This is a genomic window from Paenarthrobacter sp. TA1.8 (assembly GCF_048595705.1).
Classification (GTDB): Bacteria; Actinomycetota; Actinomycetes; order Actinomycetales; family Micrococcaceae; genus Arthrobacter; species Arthrobacter nitroguajacolicus.
Genome location: NZ_CP184287.1, coordinates 524711 through 542642, shown reverse-complemented (window position 1 = coordinate 542642; position 17932 = coordinate 524711). Strand labels below are relative to the sequence as shown.

The following is a 17932-nucleotide window of genomic DNA, read 5'->3' as shown; positions in this document are numbered from 1 at the left end:
CCTTACCTGTGCTTGAACTCCGGTTGGCGCTTCTCGCTGAACGCGGCCATGCCTTCCTTCTGGTCCTCGGTGGCGAAGAGTGAGTGGAACACGCGGCGCTCAAACAGAACACCCTGCGCCAGGCCCATCTCGAAGGCTGCGTTCACGGCTTCCTTGGCCACCATCGCTGCGGGCTTGGACTTGGACGCGATGACTTCGGCAGCCTTGAGTGCTTCGTCGATCACCTCGGCTGCAGGGACCACCCGCGAGACCAGACCGGAGCGTTCGGCTTCGTCGGCGTCCATGAACCGGCCAGTCAGAACCATGTCCATGGCTTTGGCTTTGCCCACGGCCCGGGTCAACCGCTGCGAGCCACCCATTCCCGGGATAACGCCGAGGTTGATCTCAGGCTGGCCGAACTTGGCGTTGTCCCCCGCGATGATGAAGTCGGCCATCATGGCCAGTTCGCAGCCACCACCCAAGGCAAAACCGGACACGGCAGCAACAACAGGGATACGCAGCCGGGTGAGATCCTCCCAACGCCGGAACCAGTCCGCCGCATACATTTCCATATAGCTGTTGGAGGACATTTCCTTGATGTCGGCGCCGGCAGCAAAGGCCTTGGCGGATCCCGTGATCACCACGGCGCCAACGTCGGGATCAGTGTCCATGGCCGTCACTGCCTCCACGAGTTCGTTCATGAGGGCGGTATTCAACGCATTCAACGCCTCCGGCCGGTTCAGCGTCACCAAGCCAACCCGTCCCCGACGTTCAACCACAATGTTCTGGTACTGCTCAGTCATGCTCTCCCTCTCCGCCAAGCTCGTCATAAGTTCAGTTCCAACCTCTCACACGGACTTGTCGCGGATTTCCGTGATGATGCCCGAGAAATCCCTTCCAGCGCCTTCACCCGCGGCAAAGGCGTCGTAGATACGTGAGGCCAAAGGACCCATTTCCGCTGCAACGCCCGTGCTTTCCAACGCATTCACAGCCAGGCGCAGGTCCTTGGCCATCAACGCGCCGGCAAAGCCAGGCTGATAGTCGCGGTTAGCGGGGCTTGTGGGAACCGGCCCGGGAACGGGACAGTTGGTGGTTAGTGCCCAGCACTGGCCGGACGCGTTGGAGGCGACGTCGAATAATGCCTGGTGCGTGAGCCCGAGCTTCTCGCCGAGCACGAATGCTTCGGCAACGGCGATCATGGACACGCCCAGGATCATGTTGTTGCAGACCTTGGCAGCTTGCCCTGCACCGTGATCTCCGCAGTGGACGATCCTCTTACCCATGAGCTCCAAAATGGGCTTCACGGTCTCAAAGTCCTCCGGCAAAGCGCCCACCATGAAGGTCAAGGTGCCGGCTTCGGCCCCCACCACGCCACCTGAAACGGGGGCGTCCACTGAACGGTGACCGGCTTCCAACGCGATCACAGCGGCCTCACGGGCTTCATCAACGTTGATGGTGGAACAGTCCAGGAACAGTGTGTTCGGCTTCGCGATGGACAGCAGGCCGGGCCCGTCCACCCCGCGATAGGCATCCAGGACGTGCTTGCCGCTGGGCAACATGGTCAACACCACGGCCGCCTCCGCAGCAGCTTCATGCGCCGTGGCGGCCATGGGGATCCCGTGAGCCAAAGCTGCCTCGACGGCCGCCGGAACGGGGTCGTAGCCAATCACATCGTGCCCGGCTTTGATCAGGTTGGCCGCCATGGGACCACCCATATGACCCAGGCCCAGGAAAGCGATGAGTCCCGTTGCCGGGGCTTGGATATCTGACATAGCTGCGTTCTCTGTCATGATGGTCTCCTTCAATTCGACTGGACTCGACTGGCTGAAAGCCCCAGTTCCCGTTCGCCGAGCGGCGCAAAGTAGCCCTCGACGTCGGACTCCCGGACTTCGGCGAGAGTCGGCGGCTTCCACTGCGGGTTGCGGTCCTTGTCCATCACCTGCGCGCGGATGCCCTCCCGGAAATCGGGGCCGGCCAGGCACCGCAGGCCTACGCGGTATTCCTGATCAAGTGCTTCCTCCAAAGTGAGCCCACGGACGCGTCGCAGCGACTCAAGCGCCACCTTCACCGACGTCGGCGATTTGGCCTCGATCGTGTCTGCTGCAGCTACGGCCTCGTCGCCCAAAGCACGCAAGCTCCGGACGATCTCTTCCGCATCCTCGTGGGCGTAAGCGGCATCGATCCACTCCCGCTGCGCCGCCAAAGCTGACTCCGGCGAGGCTTGGGCAAAACGCTCGACGGCGGCCTCCGCCGTCGAGCTTTCCAACGCTTCCGCCAGCGCGGGCAGCTCGGACGACAGCACGAAGTGATCCGCGAGACCCAGGAACAGTGCGTCCGCGCCGGACAAGTGCGCCCCGGTCAAAGCGGCGTGCGTTCCTGCCTCCCCCGGCGAACGTGAAAGCAGAAGGGTCCCGCCGACGTCGGGCACGAATCCAATGGTGGTTTCGGGCATGCCGGTGCGCGTCCGCTCGGTGACCACGCGAACCGAGCCGTGCGCAGAGATGCCCACGCCGCCACCCAGGACGAGCCCGTCCATGAATGCGACGTACGGTTTGGGATAGTGAGCGATAAGCGCGTTGAGCCGGTATTCGTCAGCCCAGAAGTCGGCTGTCGCGATGCCACCGTGCAACATGTCCTTGTAGATGGCCACGATGTCGCCGCCGGCGCACAGCCCGCGGTCGCCCGCCCCGCGCACCAGGACAGTGGCAACGGCGTCATCGTCAGCCCATGCGGTCAGCTGCCGGAGCATGGCTTTCACCATTCCATCGTTCAGCGCATTGACTGCCTTCGGGCGGTTGAGGGTCACGATGCCGAGGTGGCCGCGACGCTCAAAGAGAACGTCTTCTGTTTCCAAGGCCCCCATCAGCTGCCTGCCGGCATGATGAAGCTGGCGCCTTGGCGAATGCCGGAAGGCCACCGCGACGTCACGGTTTTGGTCTTGGTGTAGAAGCGGAATGCGTCGGCGCCATGCTGGTTGAGATCGCCGAAACCGGACGCCTTCCAGCCGCCGAACGTGTAGTACGCGATCGGCACTGGGATGGGCACGTTGATGCCCACCATGCCTACCTCTACCCGGCTGGCAAAGTCGCGGGCAGAGTCGCCGTCGCGCGTGAAAATGGCGACGCCGTTGCCGAACTCGTGCTCGCTGCAGAGCCTGAGCGCTTCGTCGTAATCAGCCGCGCGCAGCACGCTGAGGACGGGACCGAAGATCTCTTCCTTGTAGATCTTCATGTCCTTGGTGACGTTATCGAAAAGCGTTGGGCCCACCCAGAAGCCGCCGTCGTAGCCGTCCACGGTGAGGCCTCGACCATCGGTGACCAGTGTTGCTCCTTCGTCCACGCCGGATTGGATGTAGCCTTCGATCCTTTCCTTGGCAGAAGCAGCCACCACGGGACCGAAGTCCGAATCCGTGTCCAGGCTGTGGCCTACCTTCAGGTCCTTCACACGCTCGGTCAGCTTGGCCACCAATGCGTCTGCGGTTTCCTGGCCAACAGGCACGGCAACGGAGATCGCCATGCATCGTTCGCCTGCGGATCCGTACCCGGCACCAATCAGGGCGTCGGCAGCCATGTCCAGATCGGCGTCGGGCATGATCACCATGTGGTTCTTCGCACCGCCGAAGCATTGGGCGCGCTTGCCGTGCGCAGCTGCTGTGGCGTAGATGTATTGGGCAATGGGGGTGGATCCCACAAAGCCGATGGCCTTCACCCGAGGATCTTCGAGCAGCGCGTCCACGGCTTCCTTGTCGCCGTTGATCACGTTGAAGACGCCGTTCGGCACGCCGGCTTCGCTGTACAGCTCGGCGAGGCGCAGCGGCACGGAAGGGTCCCGCTCGGACGGTTTAAGGATGAAGGCGTTGCCGGCTGCGAGCGCCGGGCCGGACTTCCACAGCGGGATCATGGCCGGGAAGTTGAAGGGCGTAATGCCCGCGACGACGCCGAGTGGCTGGCGGAGCGAATGGACGTCGATCCCCTGGCCGGCGTTGTCCGAGAATTCGCCCTTCAGCAGATGCGGTGCCCCGGCGGAGAACTCAACGACCTCGATGCCGCGCTGGATGTCGCCCTTGGCGTCGGCGAAGGTCTTGCCGTGTTCGGAGGACAGTAGCTTTGCGAGTTCGTCCATGTTCTGGTTGACCAGGTCCACGAACTTGAGCAGGATGCGTCCCCGGCGTTGCGGGTTCATTGCCGCCCATTCGAGCTGACCCTTTTCGGCATTTGCGACGGCGTTGCGAACCTCGTCCGCGCTGGCCAGCGGAAGCCGCGCCTGGACTTCGCCCGTGCAGGGATCGTAGACATCACTGAACCGACCGGACGTGCCTTCGATCCTCTGGCCGTCTACGTAGTGGGAAAGCTCGCGCACCATGGTGGAATGCTCCTTTGCATCGTGAATGACTGCCGTGCCGCCGGGTGCTGGGACCGTTGCGGAACACGTGACCAACTGTGATCCAGGTCATCTCTGAATCCGAATATACTCGGACTTCCTACTAATTTCCAGAGGGGTATTTTTCTGCCCCGGGGCTCCCACCCACCACGTCCGTGCGGGCAGGCCAGCGGCCAGTCACCTTGTGGAAATCGATCGCCGTCATGAGGGGTGTCACGTCGAAGGTGCGGATATTCAGGCTGAGCTTCGCTCCATTAACCGACTTGACCGTCAGGATCGGCTGCCCTTTCATCACTTGGACCCGGTAGTGCGCAATGTCGCTGTAGGGAACTACATGTTCCTTGCCGAGCACGGTACGGAAGGCAACCTCATGGGCCCGCGGAGCCACGTACCAGTTGCGGTACATCAGCACGAAAGCCAGGCCGCCCAGGAGGATGGCAACCGCAGTGATGCGGGCACCCAAGGGAGAAGGAGCATAGGCGAACGAGACCAAGCTCATGAGGAGGCCGAAAACAAAGAACAGCCAGCCGATGAAGGGCACCACTTTGGGCAGGCGCACCTGTTCCGGATACTCCTTGGACCTGTTGGGGTGCTTCCGGGCCCACCAGGCACCCACAGCAAGGAGCACTGCAACGAGTGCCCCGATGACGAGCTTAAGGATGAGTTCGGCTGACATGCCCCCCAGCCTATAGTCGGCCCTGCAGCAACCTCCGGAGCCCTTAGTGGACTTCCCTCATTTCCTTGTACGCTTCCAGCGCTTCCGCACGGGTGGTCTTGAGGTCCACGATTCCCTCCGGGTAGTCCGGTGTTCCGAACTCGGGAATCCAGTGGGCGATGTACTTCCCCTGGGGATCGAACTTCACGCGCTGGGCCTCCGGATTGAAGATCCTGAAGAACGGCGAAGCATCCGCCCCGGAGCCGGCTACCCATTGCCAGTTGGCCGGATTCGACGCCGGATCGGCGTCCACCAGGGTGTCCCAAAACCATTGCTCCCCCAGCTGCCAATGAATGCCCAGGTTCTTCACCAGGAAACTCGCGGCAACCATACGGACGCGGTTGTGCATCCAGCCCGTTTGCCAAAGCTGCCGTTGCCCCGCGTCCACCATGGGGAAACCGGTGCGGCCCTGCTGCCAGGCCCGGAATTCCTCCGGCGCTGAGTCGTGGCCGGGATGCTTGCCGTTGTTACTGCTGCCGTTATGGTTGGTGCCCGGCCACGCCCAGGGAAAGCGGTCAAACTCCGGGCGAAGGTTGGCCGTTGCGAGGCTTGGATTGTGGAAGTACTGGTGCCAGCAGAACTCGCGCCAGCCCAACTCGGAAGCATAGATAGAGGCGCTTTCGGACCGCTTGGAGCCCAGAGCATGCCACACCTCAAACGGGCTCAACTCACCCCAACGCAGATAGGGAGACAGGCAACTGCTGCCATCTGTATCCGGACGGTTGCGGCCCTCGCTGTAGTTGGAGAGGCCGCCCGCCACGAACGTGGCGAGCCGCTTGTGCCCGGCGGCAGCGCCCGGCGTCCACATTTCGGCCAATCCGCCGGACCAGTCAGGTGTGGTGGGAAGCAGTTGCCACGATTCCAGGTGGTCATGGGCTGGCAGTTTTCCGGAGAATCCGTGCCCCGCTTCCGGAACGGCCAGCGGCTCGCGGAAGTCCTGCGCAGAAACAGTCCGCCAGAAAGGGGTGAAGACCTTGTATTGCCCACCCGTTTTAGTGGTCACTTCCCACGGCTCGTGGAGAAGGGAAGCCTGAAAACTCGAGATATGCAGTCCCGCGTCGCCCGCCCAAGCCTTGATGCCGGCGTCGACCGTTCGCTCAGCGGAACCGTACCGCCGGTTCCAGTACAGCCCTCCGGCACCAATCGCCGTCGTGGTTTCCCGAACCACGTCGGCTGCAGGTCCGCGGCGGAGCAGCAGCGGAACACCAAGCTTGTCCAGGTCTTCGCGGAGGGCGGTCAGCGAGTGGTGGAGCCACCAGCGCGCGGCGCCTCCGTGGGGGCGGATACCCGGCGATTCTTCATCAAGGACGTAGAGGGCAACGGCCGCGCCGTCGTCGACGGCGGCACGCAAGGCCGGGTTATCGGCGACCCTCAGATCGTCGCGAAACCAAACGATGGACGGTTTCATTAGAGCCTTTCAGCGAGACCTCCGGAAACAGGAACAGCCCATGCCCCCTAAGAATCCTAGGGGCATGGGCTGAACGCTTGCTGGAATGGGATCAGGCGATGGATGCCACTGCTTGGCGAATTTCGGAAACCGGGATGTCGGTGGCGGTTTCGCTCCACATGGGAACACTGTTGACCACGTAGTCCCGCGCGGCTGCACCTACCATGCTCATGCCGGGATAAATTCTCTGGCCACTGACCTTGATGGGCTTGAGTCCCTGGAGTTCAAGGGCTGTCTTGAAAGCGGAATCGGGGATGGGGATTTTGCGTCCGAGAACGCACCAGCTGATGTACAGGCCGTAGAAAGTGTCAAAGTCCAAGCCGTTCTCAGTGTCGTCCTCAAACACCACACAGTCGCGAATAAAGCTGCCAATTTGGGTGTCGGTCATTACGGGGCCTCCGGCGTCGGAAGAAATGCGGGCCGCCGGGCTGCATCAGCGAATGTCCTATCCCTCACTATAGACCCGTTCGGGTTGCCCGGACGAGGAAAAGAGATTAACTCTGGGTTGCCGGGCGGGATTGTCCTCCGCAGATGCGCGGGGCATGGCAGGGCTCTGGTGCCCGCACCCACTCCGGCGTACCGTCATTTACATCCATGCAGAAGGCCGTCCATCGGGCGGCCGCTGGAGCTCAAGCTATCCGCAAGCTCACTGAAAAGGAGCATCAAGTGGCTGGATGGAATGCTGACACGGCAGCGGGGCCGCTGGGCTCCGGAACGGTCACCCTGGTGGAAGGCTCATCCTTCTGCATTTCCTCTGCCAACGGGGACATCAACCCCGAACTTCCCCACGGCGTCTTCCATCTGGACACCCGGATACTCTCCCGATGGGAGCTGACCATCAACGGCCAAACGATCGAACCCTTGGCAGCTGAAACCCGGGAACCTTACCGCGCCTTGTTCGCAGGCCGGGTACCTCGTTCGGACGGGTACGCGGACAGCCCGTTGCTGGTGGAACGCTTACGGGAAGTCGGGGCAGGAATGCTGGAAGAGATCACCGTCCGGAATTACTCCAAGCGGCCTGCAGAGTGCCGGATCCTGCTGACTGCCGAATCGGATTTCGCGGACCTCTTTGAAGTGAAGGAAGCCCGAATAACCCGGGAGTGGACGGAAACCCGCGTCCCGGGAGGCGATTCCTTGGAGATCCGCGGGAAGTGGGAGGGTATCCGGAAGAGCGTCGTGATCCGGGCCGAGGGCGCCGGCGCAGGAGCCAGGGCGTTGGGCTTCACGGCCAAGATTCCAGCTTTCGGCAGCTGGAGCACCCGCGTGAGCGTCGTCCCCACCCTCGACGGCGCAGGGACGCCGTTCGCCCATCCGGCCCGCGGGGAGTTGTCTCCCAGCGATCGTCGCCGGGAGGAATGGGTGGCCAAGATCCCCCGCCTGCAGGTGGCCAATCGTTCCATCGAACGCACCCTGAGGCGCAGCTACGAAGACCTGGGCGCGTTGCGGATCCAGGACCCGGACCACCCGAACAGGGTGGTTGTTGCGGCCGGGGCACCATGGTTCATGACGTTGTTTGGCCGCGACTCCTTGTGGGCGTCAGAGATGGCACTGCCCGTTGACCCGTCACTGGCATTGGGAACCCTCCGCACGCTGGCTGATCGTCAGGGAACGGTAGTGGACACCAACAGCGAGGAAGAACCGGGCAAGATCCTGCATGAAGTTCGGCTGGACGTCTCCAGCGGCTTGGCCCTGGGCGGCAAGTCCGCGTACTTCGGCAGCGTGGACGCCACTCCCCTGTTCGTCATCGTCCTGGGTTCCGTCAGCCGGTGGGGCTTCGCCAAGGATGTGATTGCGGAGCTCCTCCCCAATGCGGATCGCGCGCTCGAGTGGATCAGGGACTACGGCGACCGGGACGGCGACGGCTTTGTGGAGTATGGGCGTCCCAACGAGCACGGCCTCATCAACCAGGGCTGGAAGGACTCCTGGGACGGCATCAACTTTGCCGACGGCACCATTGCCGAGCCGCCATTGGCGCTGTGCGAAGTCCAGGCATACGTGCATGGTGCCTATATGGCGCGCGCTTGGATGGCTTACGACGACGGCGACCTCACCTTGGCAGCCGAGCTTCGGGAACGCGCGGATCGCCTCAAAAAGAAGTTCAACGAGGAGTTTTGGCTCCCGGACAAGGGCTACTACGCGGTGGCCCTGGACAAGGACAAGCGACCCGTCGATGCGTGTGCTTCAAACATGGGGCACTGCTTGTGGTTTGGGCTGGTGGATGAAGACAAGGCACCCCTCGTGGCGGAGCGGCTCATGTCCCCGGAAATGTTCAGCGGCTGGGGCGTCCGTACACTGGCCAGCGACATGGGCGCCTACAACCCTGCCAGCTACCACAATGGGTCGGTCTGGCCACATGACAACGCCCTGATAGCGGCGGGGCTGCTCCGCTACGGCTACGTGGAGGAAGCGCAGCGCATTGCCACGGCCCTCCTTGAGGCTGCCGAGTTTTCGGGCGGCAGGCTCCCCGAACTGTTCTGCGGTTTTGACCGCGGACAGTTCAGGGAGCCCGTGCCGTATCCGACTGCCTGCTCCCCGCAGGCATGGGCTGCCACCACTCCCATCCAGCTGATCACCGGACTCATGCGTTACGACGCCCACATTTCCCTGGGCGGCGTCTGGCTGGATCCGGTATTGCCGGAATCTTACGGTGACCTGCACATCAGCAATGCCCCCATGGGGAGCGGGCGCATCACCATTGATGTCACCGGCTCTACGTCCCAGGTTCAGGGACTTCCGGAGGGCCTGACACTCCACCGTGCGCAACGGCCCTGGATCACCGAGCTTGTGGAAAAGGCCGAGCTGCGGCGGACAGAACCCTAGGGACTACTGAATTGCTGCCTTGAGTTCCTTTGCAGCCAGTTCCGGATCAGCTGCGCTGTAGATTGCGCTGCCAGCGACCGCTACGTCGGCACCGGCCAACTGCACAGCTCCGATGGTTGATGCGTTCACTCCACCGGCCACAGAGAACGGTACGCGGGCCTCTTCGCCGGCGTTCAGCAGCCCACGAAGGTCGTAACCCGGCTGGGCTTGCTCATCAAGTCCAGCGTGGAACTCGATGAACTTTGCACCCAAGGCGCGGGCTTCCTTGGCGCGGGAAACCTTGTCGGCCACACCAATCAGGTCCACCACAATGCCCTTGTTGTGGGACTGTGCCGCCTTGACTGCACCGGCAATGGTGGAGTCGTCCGCCGTTCCGAGGACGGACACCAAATCGGCGCCTGCCTTGAAGGCGATGTCGGCTTCAAGCTCGCCGGCATCCATGGTCTTCATGTCCGCGAACACGATCTTGGTGGGGTGGGCTTCCTTGATTGCCGTGACGGCGGAGAGACCCTCGGCCTTGATCAGCGGGGTGCCCAGCTCGATGATGTCCACGTGCTCGGCTACTTTGCCGGCGAGTTCCAGGGCGTCTTCGATGGTGAGGAGGTCGAGTGCAACTTGCAGTTTCATGGTGTTGTTTCCTTCTTTGGAATGGTTGGTGAATCGGGTGGGTATGGGGTGTTGCGCGGTCTCAGGGTGTTGACCGGGTCTACTCCAGGTTGGCGTGTCGCAACCAGAGCTGCTCAGCGGGCTCGTCAGTGGCTCCCCAGAGAGAATGGAAAACCGCCTCGGTTACCAGGAAGAGCGACTGTTCGAAGAGGCTGCCGGAGTACTGCTGCGAAACATCTGAGCCATGGTCCGTCTTCTGGGCGGCGGGGATAACCACCACCGTTTGGGCAAGGCCAGCCAAGGGGGACGATGAGTTGGTGGTGATTGCCGCAACCTGGGCTCCTGCCGAGAGCGCTGTTTGAGCCGCTTTGACTACCCCGGATGTAGTACCCGAACCGGAAGCGACAATCAGCAGATCCCCTGCATTGATGGCAGGGGTTGTGGTGTCACCCGCAACATGGACGGTTTTTCCGAGGTGCATGAGGCGCATGGCTGCCATCCGTAAGACCAAGCCGCTCCGACCGGCTCCGGCGAGGAAGACGCGTTCAGCCCCACTGATCTCGTCTGCCAGGCGGGACACCTGTGCGTAATCAATGCGGGAGGCCGTGTGTCCCATCTCGCCCAGGATCAGGGACACGTTACTGGCTACGTCGTCACTGGTGGTTGTTGCTGTTTCTGCGGTGACGTTCACTTTCACTCCTTTTGCAGGTGGGTGCCTATTCCCTCAAGGGGCCTACAACGATTGTTCCGGTTACTTCAGGTAGGGGTAACGCCAAAAATGAACAGTAATAACCACCCGTTTGGGTAGGCCGCTGGCTGGAACTCCTTTAGGCTTGGTGGCATGCCCCAGCCCAACGACTTCCACTGGCCCCTTCTCGATGCGGTTGCGTCCATTGCAAAAGCCCCGTTAATGGGCATTGCCGAAGAGCTTCGCGCGGCCACCCAGCCGTTCCTGACATCGAGTGCCTTGGTCATCTTCACTGAGGACTGCACGGGTCGCCCACAGAAGAAGGCCGGCGCCGAGGACATCGTCAGCAGGGTCTCCATCCCGGAATTGGAACGCTTGCGTGCCTTAGTGGACGGGGAAGGACCGTGGCGGGGGGCCGCCATGATCGGTGGTCAGCAGCGGGACGTCCTCGCATTCCGCTATCCACCAAGCAACGCCCTGTTGGTTCTCACCGATCCGGTCCTAACTGCCGCAGATAAAGACAGCGGACCCCTACGGATGGTGACCTACCTTTGGGAGCTTGCAGCGGGGCGCATCCAAGAGAAGGTGAGCGACGCTCCGCCGTCGTATCTTCTGGAGTCCCGGGCCGCATCCGCGGAGCGTGTCCGAGTCACCGGTGAGCTGGTGGACCAGCACTCAACAACCCTGGAAACTGTGCTCGCGGCGTTACGTTCAAACTCCTTGGACGATCGTGCGGCCCGTACGTTCGTGACCGATCTAACCGCCAAAGCCCTTGTTGGCCTCCGGACCCTCAGTGACCGCACCAGCAACCTTGTGGAAGAGCCCGTCGCCAAGGCGTTCGAGAGGCTCCGGGAAGACCTCAGGCCACTCATGCACTTCAGCAACATCGACATCCAGTTCATCGAACCGCCTGCAAACGGAAGGGCACTGCCCGGCGAGGTGGCCCACGCCGCCAGGGCTGTGGTTCGGGGATTGGTCCTGGCTATCGCCGAACAGTCTGATGTTCATCGGGTCCGGACGCAATGGGATTGTGATGGAGAGAACCTGCTGATCAATGTCAGGGACGACGGCGGCGGGGAGCTTTCCCCTGAAGGTCCCACGCTTGAACGGTTGCTTCAACGTGTGCAGGCCGTGGACGGGACCATGAACGTGGACGTCATGCAGGGATGGGGCGCCGATATCTCCGTGGTCCTGCCGTTGGATCCGCCGTCGACTCCCGCGGGGGACGTAGCAGAATGGGGGCTGGCCGGCAGGGAACTTGAGGTCCTTCAGTTGCTGGCTGCCGGCCAGCGTAATCGCTCGATTGCCGCTGACCTTGGCATCAGCGAAAATACTGTGAAGTTTCACCTCCGGAACCTCTTCCGGAAGCTTGACGTCCGGTCCCGCACTGAGGCCATTGCGTTGGCCCACAGTGCGGGACTCAGGTAGACGTCCTAGGCGTCGATCACCATATCGGTCTGTGCGGTGGAGCAGCAGGGCAGGAACTTGCCCGCATCGATTTCACGGGCGCGGATGCCACCTTGATGGTTCATTTCCACTTCCCCCGAAAGCTTGACCACCTTGCAGGAGCCGCACATGCCCTCTTTGCAGTTCGCGCCGATCCTGACCCCGGCACGCTGGGCCGGACCAAGGATGTGCTCGGTGGGGTCGATGCGCACATTGATGCCCGTGCGCATGAAGGACAAGGTGAGGCTTCCCGTTCCCACTGTTTCAAAGCTCGATGCATCAGGCGCATCGGCCTTCGCTCCCGCATCCGAACCTTCGTCGGACGCTTCGGGCGCGTCCGGGTCGACAGTTTCCAGCGGCAACCCTGAAGCCTTCAGCGGCCCCTCCGCGTCGTAGCCGGGCTCGTAGAGCCCGAACGCCGTGGGCTGGCTTTCGTAGTAGTCCTCAGCGGAATCGGCGATTTCCTCGGCAATTTCCTCGGCAATGTCCACTGCGAGCGCGAGCTCTGCCTGGTACTCAAGGATCGTCTGCCGATCTCCCGTGAAGAATTCCATGTGGATGGAAGTATCGTCCACGCCCACGTTGCCCAGGAGCTCGGTTGCGGTGTTCAGGTAGCCCTCGGGTCCACAGGCATATACCTGCCGGCCGTTGGCGTCGGGGGCAACCTCCTCCAGCATTGCCGCCGTCAGCCTTCCACTAAGGCCTTCCCAGCCCTCGGGCTTGCTGCGGTCACCCAGGGAGTAGAAGACCTTGATGCGCGAGTCAACGGACGCGATGTAGGCCAGCTCCTTGTTGAAGGCAAAGCCTCCGGCCTCTGCCCCGTGGTAGAGCACCACCACATCGGCTTGTCCGGGCAGGGAGTGAATGGTCCGCACCATGGACATGATGGGAGTGATGCCTGCACCGGCGGCCAGCAGGAGATACCTGGCCCGGCGGTCGGCGTCGGGCAGGTGGAATGCCCCCACCGGTCCGAGCATGTCCAGGACGGTGCCGGGTTTGATGTTCTCGTGTACCCACGGTGAAACCAGGCCCGTGGCATCGCGTTTGACTGTGATGTCGAAGGTCCACGGCTTGGTGGGAGCGCTGGACAGCGAGTAGCTGCGATCCACAGGATCTTCGTCCTCGCCGTTCACCGGGAAGGCAACATTAACGTACTGGCCTGCACGGAACGCCAAGGGTGCGCCATCGGTGCGACGGAACACGAAGGTCATCATGCCGCCCACTTCGGGAACAATCTCGACGCATTCGGCCATGAACTCCTGCGGATGCCAAGGACCCAACGCACGTGCTGCACTGGCGGGTCCCTCGGTGCTGCCCATGACCCTGTTCCACGGCATTTCAAGACCGCGAATACGATGTGGCTCCTGGACTAACGTCTCAGTGAGGAGTTCCGTCATGCCAAGTGCTCCTGGACGCGCTGTACGTACCAGTTGATGAATGCCTCCACCTGGTATTCGCTCTTCATGTAGGGGCCGGGCTCGTAGGCGGGGCTGCCGGCACCCGTCTGGCACAGCTCCACAAAGGCCTTATCCTGCAGGTTGGTCTGCTTCCAGGTGTAGGTGAGCTTCTCCAGGTCGTAGTCGACGCCTTCCACGGCGTCGTCGGCTACCAGCCACGTGGTGCGAACCAGGGACTGGTGTTCGTTGATGGGGAAGACCCCGAACGTGATGACGTGGTCGCTCTGGAAGTGGAACCAGCTGTTGGGCTGGAGGTGCATCGAGCAGCGGCCAAGACGGAAGTCACGCAAGTCACCGAGCAGCTTCTTGGAGAGCCTGCGGCCATCGGGCGAGAACGATTCGCCGTCGCCATCCAGCGATTCCCGTGAGATGCGAATTCCAGCAATGCGGGTGTCGAGCTCTTCCACCACCTCGTAGGGAAGGCCGTAGCGGCGGCAACGCTCCTCGAGCGATGCCTGTGCTTCCTTGTTGCGGTCCCACACCTCTTCAAGGTGGGCCGGGATCAGGCCCTCCGTCAGGCCCCAGGTGGGGAAGAGGGAACAAGCGAGCTCCGGGTGGCCGTCGCAGTGGTAGCACTCACGGTTGTTCTCCATGACGAGCTTCCAGTTGCCCTCTTCAACGATGTTCTGCTGGTAGGCGATTTTCGTCTTGGAGAGATCGTGGGGCGCGAGGTACGGCTCGAAGATCTTGGAGGTCTCGTCAAAGTCGGTGGGCGGTTCGTCCGCAATGCAGACAAAGATCAGTCCGGCAACCACGCGGCTGTGGGCGCGCTTGAGGCCGAAGCAGCCCTTGTCGAACTTCGTCTCCCCCGGCGCGGAGGCGTGAATCAGGTTGCCCTCCGGGGAGTAGGTCCAGGAGTGGTAGCCGCAGACCAGGTTGCCTGTTGACCCGGCGGGCTCGGTCAGGACACGGGCGCCGCGGTGGCGGCAGACGTTGTGCAGGACGTTAACGCCGCCGTCGTCATTGCGCAGCACGATCAGGGAGTAGGGACCATAGTCGACGGTGACGTAGTCGCCCGGCTCCGGCAGTTCGGCGATGCTGGCTGCAAAGATCCAGTGCTGGCCAAAAATGGCTTCCATGTCGATCTTGAAGATCGTGGCATCGGTGTAGAAAGGCGCATCGAGGGAATATCCCTTGCGCCGGAACTCGAACAGTTCGCTGATCTCCGCCAGCTGCTCTGCAGGCAAAGATGAAGCGAGTTTTCCGCGTGAGTTGAGGGGCAAGACTGGAGCAGACATGTATTTCCTCCCGGGAGGCGTGGGGTAAATGTGTGTTTCGTGGGACCACGGCTGCGTGGGGTGCGAGCGGCGTTGTCGAAATCCTTATAGTCATGAGATTAGGGATCATTGATCCGCAACAAAAGCGCAAGATTCAGAAGATAACCGTGCACAATAGGTGCATGATTGATGCGAGACTCATCACACTTCGAGTTTTTGCCCGTTGCGGCACCATCGGTGCCACTGCGGAGCTCACCGGCTACTCACCCTCCGCCGTCTCCGCGCAGCTGCGCGAGCTCCAGCGGATGCTCGGAATGCAGCTGCTGACCAAGGATGGCCGGGGTGTCCGGCTGACCGCCACGGGCCGCTTTCTGGTGGCTGGTTCGGACACGCTTATCGCCGAATGGGAGCGCCTGCGCGCAGCAGCCATGGAGGCCGGCGACCAGGTGCAGTCCCGTTTCGGCCTCGGCGGATTTTCGACGGCGGCGGCCCAGTTGCTAGCTCCGCTAGCCGCTACTTTGCGCACAACACGCCCCCTGCTGGAGGTACAGGTACTCGAGGCGAATCCGGCCCGCTGCTTCGACTTGTTGGTCGCCGAGCGAATCGACCTTGCCGTCATAGTTGCCATGCAGTCCGACACGTATGTTGAGGACGATCCGCGCTTCGAACAGACGGTGCTGCTCGATGACCCCCTGGACGTGATCATTCCGGCTGACCATCCGTTGGCGTCACGGGAAACGGTCACACTGGAAGAACTCGCGTCCGAACCGTGGATCACCGAATCAGCCGGGTCCACCTATCACGCCCTCTTCACAGCGGCGTTCACGGCCGTCGGAGTAACACCGCGCATTGCCCATGAAGCCGTGGAATGGGAAACCCAAATCGCTTTCGTCGGCGCTGGACTGGGCGTGGGCCTCCTGCCGCGACTGGCGCCGCTGCATAATGCCGAGAACGTGGTCCGACTCCGCATTACCGGCAAAGGAAAGCCTGCGCGACGCATCGTGGCAGCGGTGCGCAGGGGCAGCATCGGATCACCCCTGATCCAGGAGTCGCTCGGCATCCTTCAGGAGAGCGCCCACCGGATCCTCACGGCCCGCCCCGAAGACGACCGCTGACACTCCAATCGGTGACGGCCACACTTTTTCAATCACGACACCCGCATCCGGGCATCGACGGTCCGCATGCGTGGCCCGTACGAATATCCGCGTCGTAGGCGGGTCACCGGATCCGACGGCTCTGTCGCGGGCGCTGGTCCGGCAGTGTGCGTAAAAGGGGCCCCGCCCCAGCCACCGCCCAAGTGGCGGCAGCGGGAGCGGGGAATAGCACACAGAGGATGAGCGCCCACCGGGCGCAATGGAACTTACCAGCCGCGTTCTGCGAGGCGGTGGGGCTGCGGGATGTCGTCCACGTTGATGCCGACCATGGCTTCACCGAGCCCACGGGAGACCTTGGCGATCACGTCAGGATCGTCATAGTAAGCGGTTGCGTTCACGACGGCGGCGGCGCGCTCAGCCGGGTTGCCGGACTTGAAGATCCCCGAACCAACGAACACGCCGTCGGCGCCGAGCTGCATCATCATCGCAGCGTCAGCCGGGGTGGCAATGCCACCGGCGGTGAACAGCACCACGGGGAGCTTGCCGGTGGCGGCAACTTCCTTGACCAGCTCGTACGGGGCCTGCAGTTCCTTGGCCGCAACGTAGAGCTCGTCCTCGGGCAGGGCGGCAAGCTTGGCGATCTCCGAACGGATCTGGCGCATGTGCCCGGTCGCATTGGAAACATCGCCCGTGCCAGCCTCGCCCTTGGAACGGATCATCGCCGCGCCCTCGTTAATGCGGCGCAAAGCCTCACCAAGGTTGGTGGCACCGCAAACGAAGGGGACGGTGAAGTTCCACTTGTCGATGTGGTTGATGTAGTCAGCCGGGGTCAGGACCTCAGACTCGTCGATGTAGTCAACACCGAGGGACTGCAGGACCTGGGCTTCGACGAAGTGGCCGATGCGGGCCTTGGCCATGACCGGGATGGACACGGCGGCGATGATCGCGTCGATCATGTCCGGGTCGGACATGCGGGACACGCCGCCCTGGGCGCGGATATCGGCCGGGACACGCTCGAGCGCCATGACAGCGACGGCACCGGCGTCCTCGGCGATGCGGGCCTGATCGACGTTAACGACGTCCATGATGACGCCGCCCTTGAGCATCTCCGCCATGCCCCGCTTGACGCGGCTGCCGCCAGTCAAGGGGATGTGTTCAAAAAGGTGGGGTCTTGTCGTCACGTGATACTCCAAAGGCTGAAGGCTGTGATTGCATCACAAGCGCCCGGATTCAGCGCAGAGTAAGAGAACGCGTGATATCCGGGTGATATATTAGTTGGAGTCTTCAGTATGCAAGGACCAAAGCCCGGAGTCAACAGTGGGATCGGCGCTAACCTAGGCTGCGAAAAGTGCCTGCCGCACAGCGTGTTCGAAGCCACTGACATGGACTCGGGCCAACTCGGCAGCCTGATCCTCATCACCATCAATGACGGCCCTCAGTAGGTCGAGGTGCTCGCGCACATGGTGCTCCAGATCAGGCAACCGGTCCAAGACCATGCACCAGATGCGGGTAGCCAGATTGTCATACCGGATCAGAATGTCTTCAAGGTGCGGGTTCGCGGCCGCCGCATAGATGCCCTGGTGAACACTGGCGTCCAGTCGCAGGGTTTCAACCACGGATGCCGCACTGACGTCAAAGTCCTCCACTGCGCGCATAACTTCGCGGAGGTGTTCTTTGGTGGCTGCCGAAGCAACGCGTGCAGCCCTTGCAGCAGCCAGGGGTTCCAGCTGCGCCCGGATCTCCGATATAAAGGCCAGGTCAGTTACTTCCACGCGGGTGGCAAAGGTCCCCCGCCTCGGATACGTAATGACAAGCCGATCCAACTCCAGGCGCTTCAATGCTTCACGCACCGGCGTCCGGCCAATCTCCAGGTCCCTTGCGAGTTGGTCATCATTGAGGAGGTCGCCAGGTTTGATGTCCAGCATCAACAAGCGATCCCGGAGGCGTTCGTACGCGATGTCAGCCAAGGATTTCTTCGTGGCCTCGCCGGTGACTGCCAGGGTTCCAAAAGCCACTGCGCCATCCCTTCCTTCACAACCAAAAAATCTATTGACCTGCCCTGAACACCAGTATACGCTGAATC

The 17932-nt window shown here is 62.3% G+C and carries 16 protein-coding genes; 3 read left to right on the top strand and 13 right to left on the bottom strand.

Features of this window, described 5'->3' with window-relative positions; all coding sequences use genetic code 11:
- Positions 1 to 2: 2 nt before the first annotated feature.
- From ACNAOT_RS02805 to ACNAOT_RS02775, 7 genes are all read right to left on the bottom strand, one after another.
- A complete protein-coding gene (locus tag ACNAOT_RS02805; RefSeq protein WP_420179942.1) occupies positions 3 to 782 on the bottom strand; it encodes an enoyl-CoA hydratase in 780 nt (259 codons plus the stop codon).
- 45 nt (positions 783 to 827) lie between these two features.
- Positions 828 to 1769, bottom strand: coding sequence for a 3-hydroxyisobutyrate dehydrogenase (gene mmsB, locus ACNAOT_RS02800; RefSeq protein WP_420179941.1), 942 nt, complete (start codon positions 1767 to 1769; stop codon positions 828 to 830).
- Between the two features lie 11 nt (positions 1770 to 1780).
- Entirely contained in the window at positions 1781 to 2842 is a 1062-nt protein-coding gene (locus ACNAOT_RS02795; protein ID WP_420179940.1) for an enoyl-CoA hydratase/isomerase family protein, read from the bottom strand.
- Complete coding sequence (locus ACNAOT_RS02790; RefSeq protein WP_420179939.1) at positions 2842 to 4341, bottom strand: CoA-acylating methylmalonate-semialdehyde dehydrogenase; 1500 nt, start codon at positions 4339 to 4341, stop codon at positions 2842 to 2844. The genes ACNAOT_RS02795 and ACNAOT_RS02790 overlap by 1 nt, the downstream gene beginning before the upstream one ends.
- A 121-nt stretch (positions 4342 to 4462) precedes the next feature.
- Complete coding sequence (locus tag ACNAOT_RS02785; RefSeq protein ID WP_420179938.1) at positions 4463 to 5035, bottom strand: hypothetical protein; 573 nt, start codon at positions 5033 to 5035, stop codon at positions 4463 to 4465.
- 43 nt (positions 5036 to 5078) lie between these two features.
- Entirely contained in the window at positions 5079 to 6482 is a 1404-nt protein-coding gene (locus ACNAOT_RS02780) for a cryptochrome/photolyase family protein (protein ID WP_420179937.1), read from the bottom strand.
- A gap of 91 nt (positions 6483 to 6573) precedes the next feature.
- Positions 6574 to 6909, bottom strand: a complete 336-nt coding sequence (locus tag ACNAOT_RS02775) for a hypothetical protein (protein WP_420179936.1) — start codon at positions 6907 to 6909, stop codon at positions 6574 to 6576.
- Positions 6910 to 7187: 278 nt separating this feature from the next.
- On the opposite strand from ACNAOT_RS02775, the gene ACNAOT_RS02770 reads away from it, so the two are divergent.
- Positions 7188 to 9341 (top strand): glycogen debranching N-terminal domain-containing protein, encoded by a 2154-nt coding sequence (locus ACNAOT_RS02770; protein ID WP_420179935.1) that lies wholly within the window; start codon positions 7188 to 7190, stop codon positions 9339 to 9341.
- A gap of 3 nt (positions 9342 to 9344) precedes the next feature.
- On the opposite strand, the gene hxlA is transcribed toward ACNAOT_RS02770, so the two are convergent.
- Both hxlA and hxlB read right to left on the bottom strand, forming a co-directional pair.
- Positions 9345 to 9968, bottom strand: coding sequence for a 3-hexulose-6-phosphate synthase (hxlA, locus tag ACNAOT_RS02765; protein WP_017199258.1), 624 nt, complete (start codon positions 9966 to 9968; stop codon positions 9345 to 9347).
- 79 nt (positions 9969 to 10047) lie between these two features.
- Positions 10048 to 10638 carry a 6-phospho-3-hexuloisomerase gene (gene hxlB, locus ACNAOT_RS02760; protein WP_420179934.1) on the bottom strand — a complete coding sequence of 197 codons (591 nt, stop codon included), beginning with the start codon at positions 10636 to 10638 and terminating at the stop codon, positions 10048 to 10050.
- Between the two features lie 150 nt (positions 10639 to 10788).
- Here hxlB and ACNAOT_RS02755 point away from each other — a divergent pair, with 150 nt between their 5' ends.
- The gene (locus ACNAOT_RS02755; RefSeq protein WP_420179933.1) at positions 10789 to 12063 is read left to right on the top strand and encodes a LuxR C-terminal-related transcriptional regulator; all 1275 of its coding nucleotides are present in this window, start codon (positions 10789 to 10791) and stop codon (positions 12061 to 12063) included.
- 5 nt (positions 12064 to 12068) lie between these two features.
- On the opposite strand, the gene ACNAOT_RS02750 is transcribed toward ACNAOT_RS02755, so the two are convergent.
- Positions 12069 to 13478 carry a ferredoxin reductase gene (locus ACNAOT_RS02750; RefSeq protein WP_420179932.1) on the bottom strand — a complete coding sequence of 470 codons (1410 nt, stop codon included), beginning with the start codon at positions 13476 to 13478 and terminating at the stop codon, positions 12069 to 12071.
- A complete protein-coding gene (locus ACNAOT_RS02745) occupies positions 13475 to 14776 on the bottom strand; it encodes an aromatic ring-hydroxylating oxygenase subunit alpha (RefSeq protein WP_091464975.1) in 1302 nt (433 codons plus the stop codon). Before ACNAOT_RS02745 ends, ACNAOT_RS02750 begins: the two co-directional genes overlap by 4 nt.
- 161 nt (positions 14777 to 14937) lie before the next feature.
- Between ACNAOT_RS02745 and ACNAOT_RS02740 the strand changes: the two genes are divergently transcribed.
- Entirely contained in the window at positions 14938 to 15870 is a 933-nt protein-coding gene (locus ACNAOT_RS02740; RefSeq protein WP_091464974.1) for a LysR family transcriptional regulator, read from the top strand.
- Positions 15871 to 16115: 245 nt separating this feature from the next.
- On the opposite strand, the gene pdxS is transcribed toward ACNAOT_RS02740, so the two are convergent.
- Together pdxS and ACNAOT_RS02730 are read right to left on the bottom strand one after the other, a co-directional pair.
- Complete coding sequence (gene pdxS, locus ACNAOT_RS02735) at positions 16116 to 16964, bottom strand: pyridoxal 5'-phosphate synthase lyase subunit PdxS (protein WP_420181110.1); 849 nt, start codon at positions 16962 to 16964, stop codon at positions 16116 to 16118.
- A gap of 219 nt (positions 16965 to 17183) precedes the next feature.
- Positions 17184 to 17864, bottom strand: a complete 681-nt coding sequence (locus ACNAOT_RS02730) for a GntR family transcriptional regulator (RefSeq protein WP_420179931.1) — start codon at positions 17862 to 17864, stop codon at positions 17184 to 17186.
- Positions 17865 to 17932: the final 68 nt, after the last annotated feature.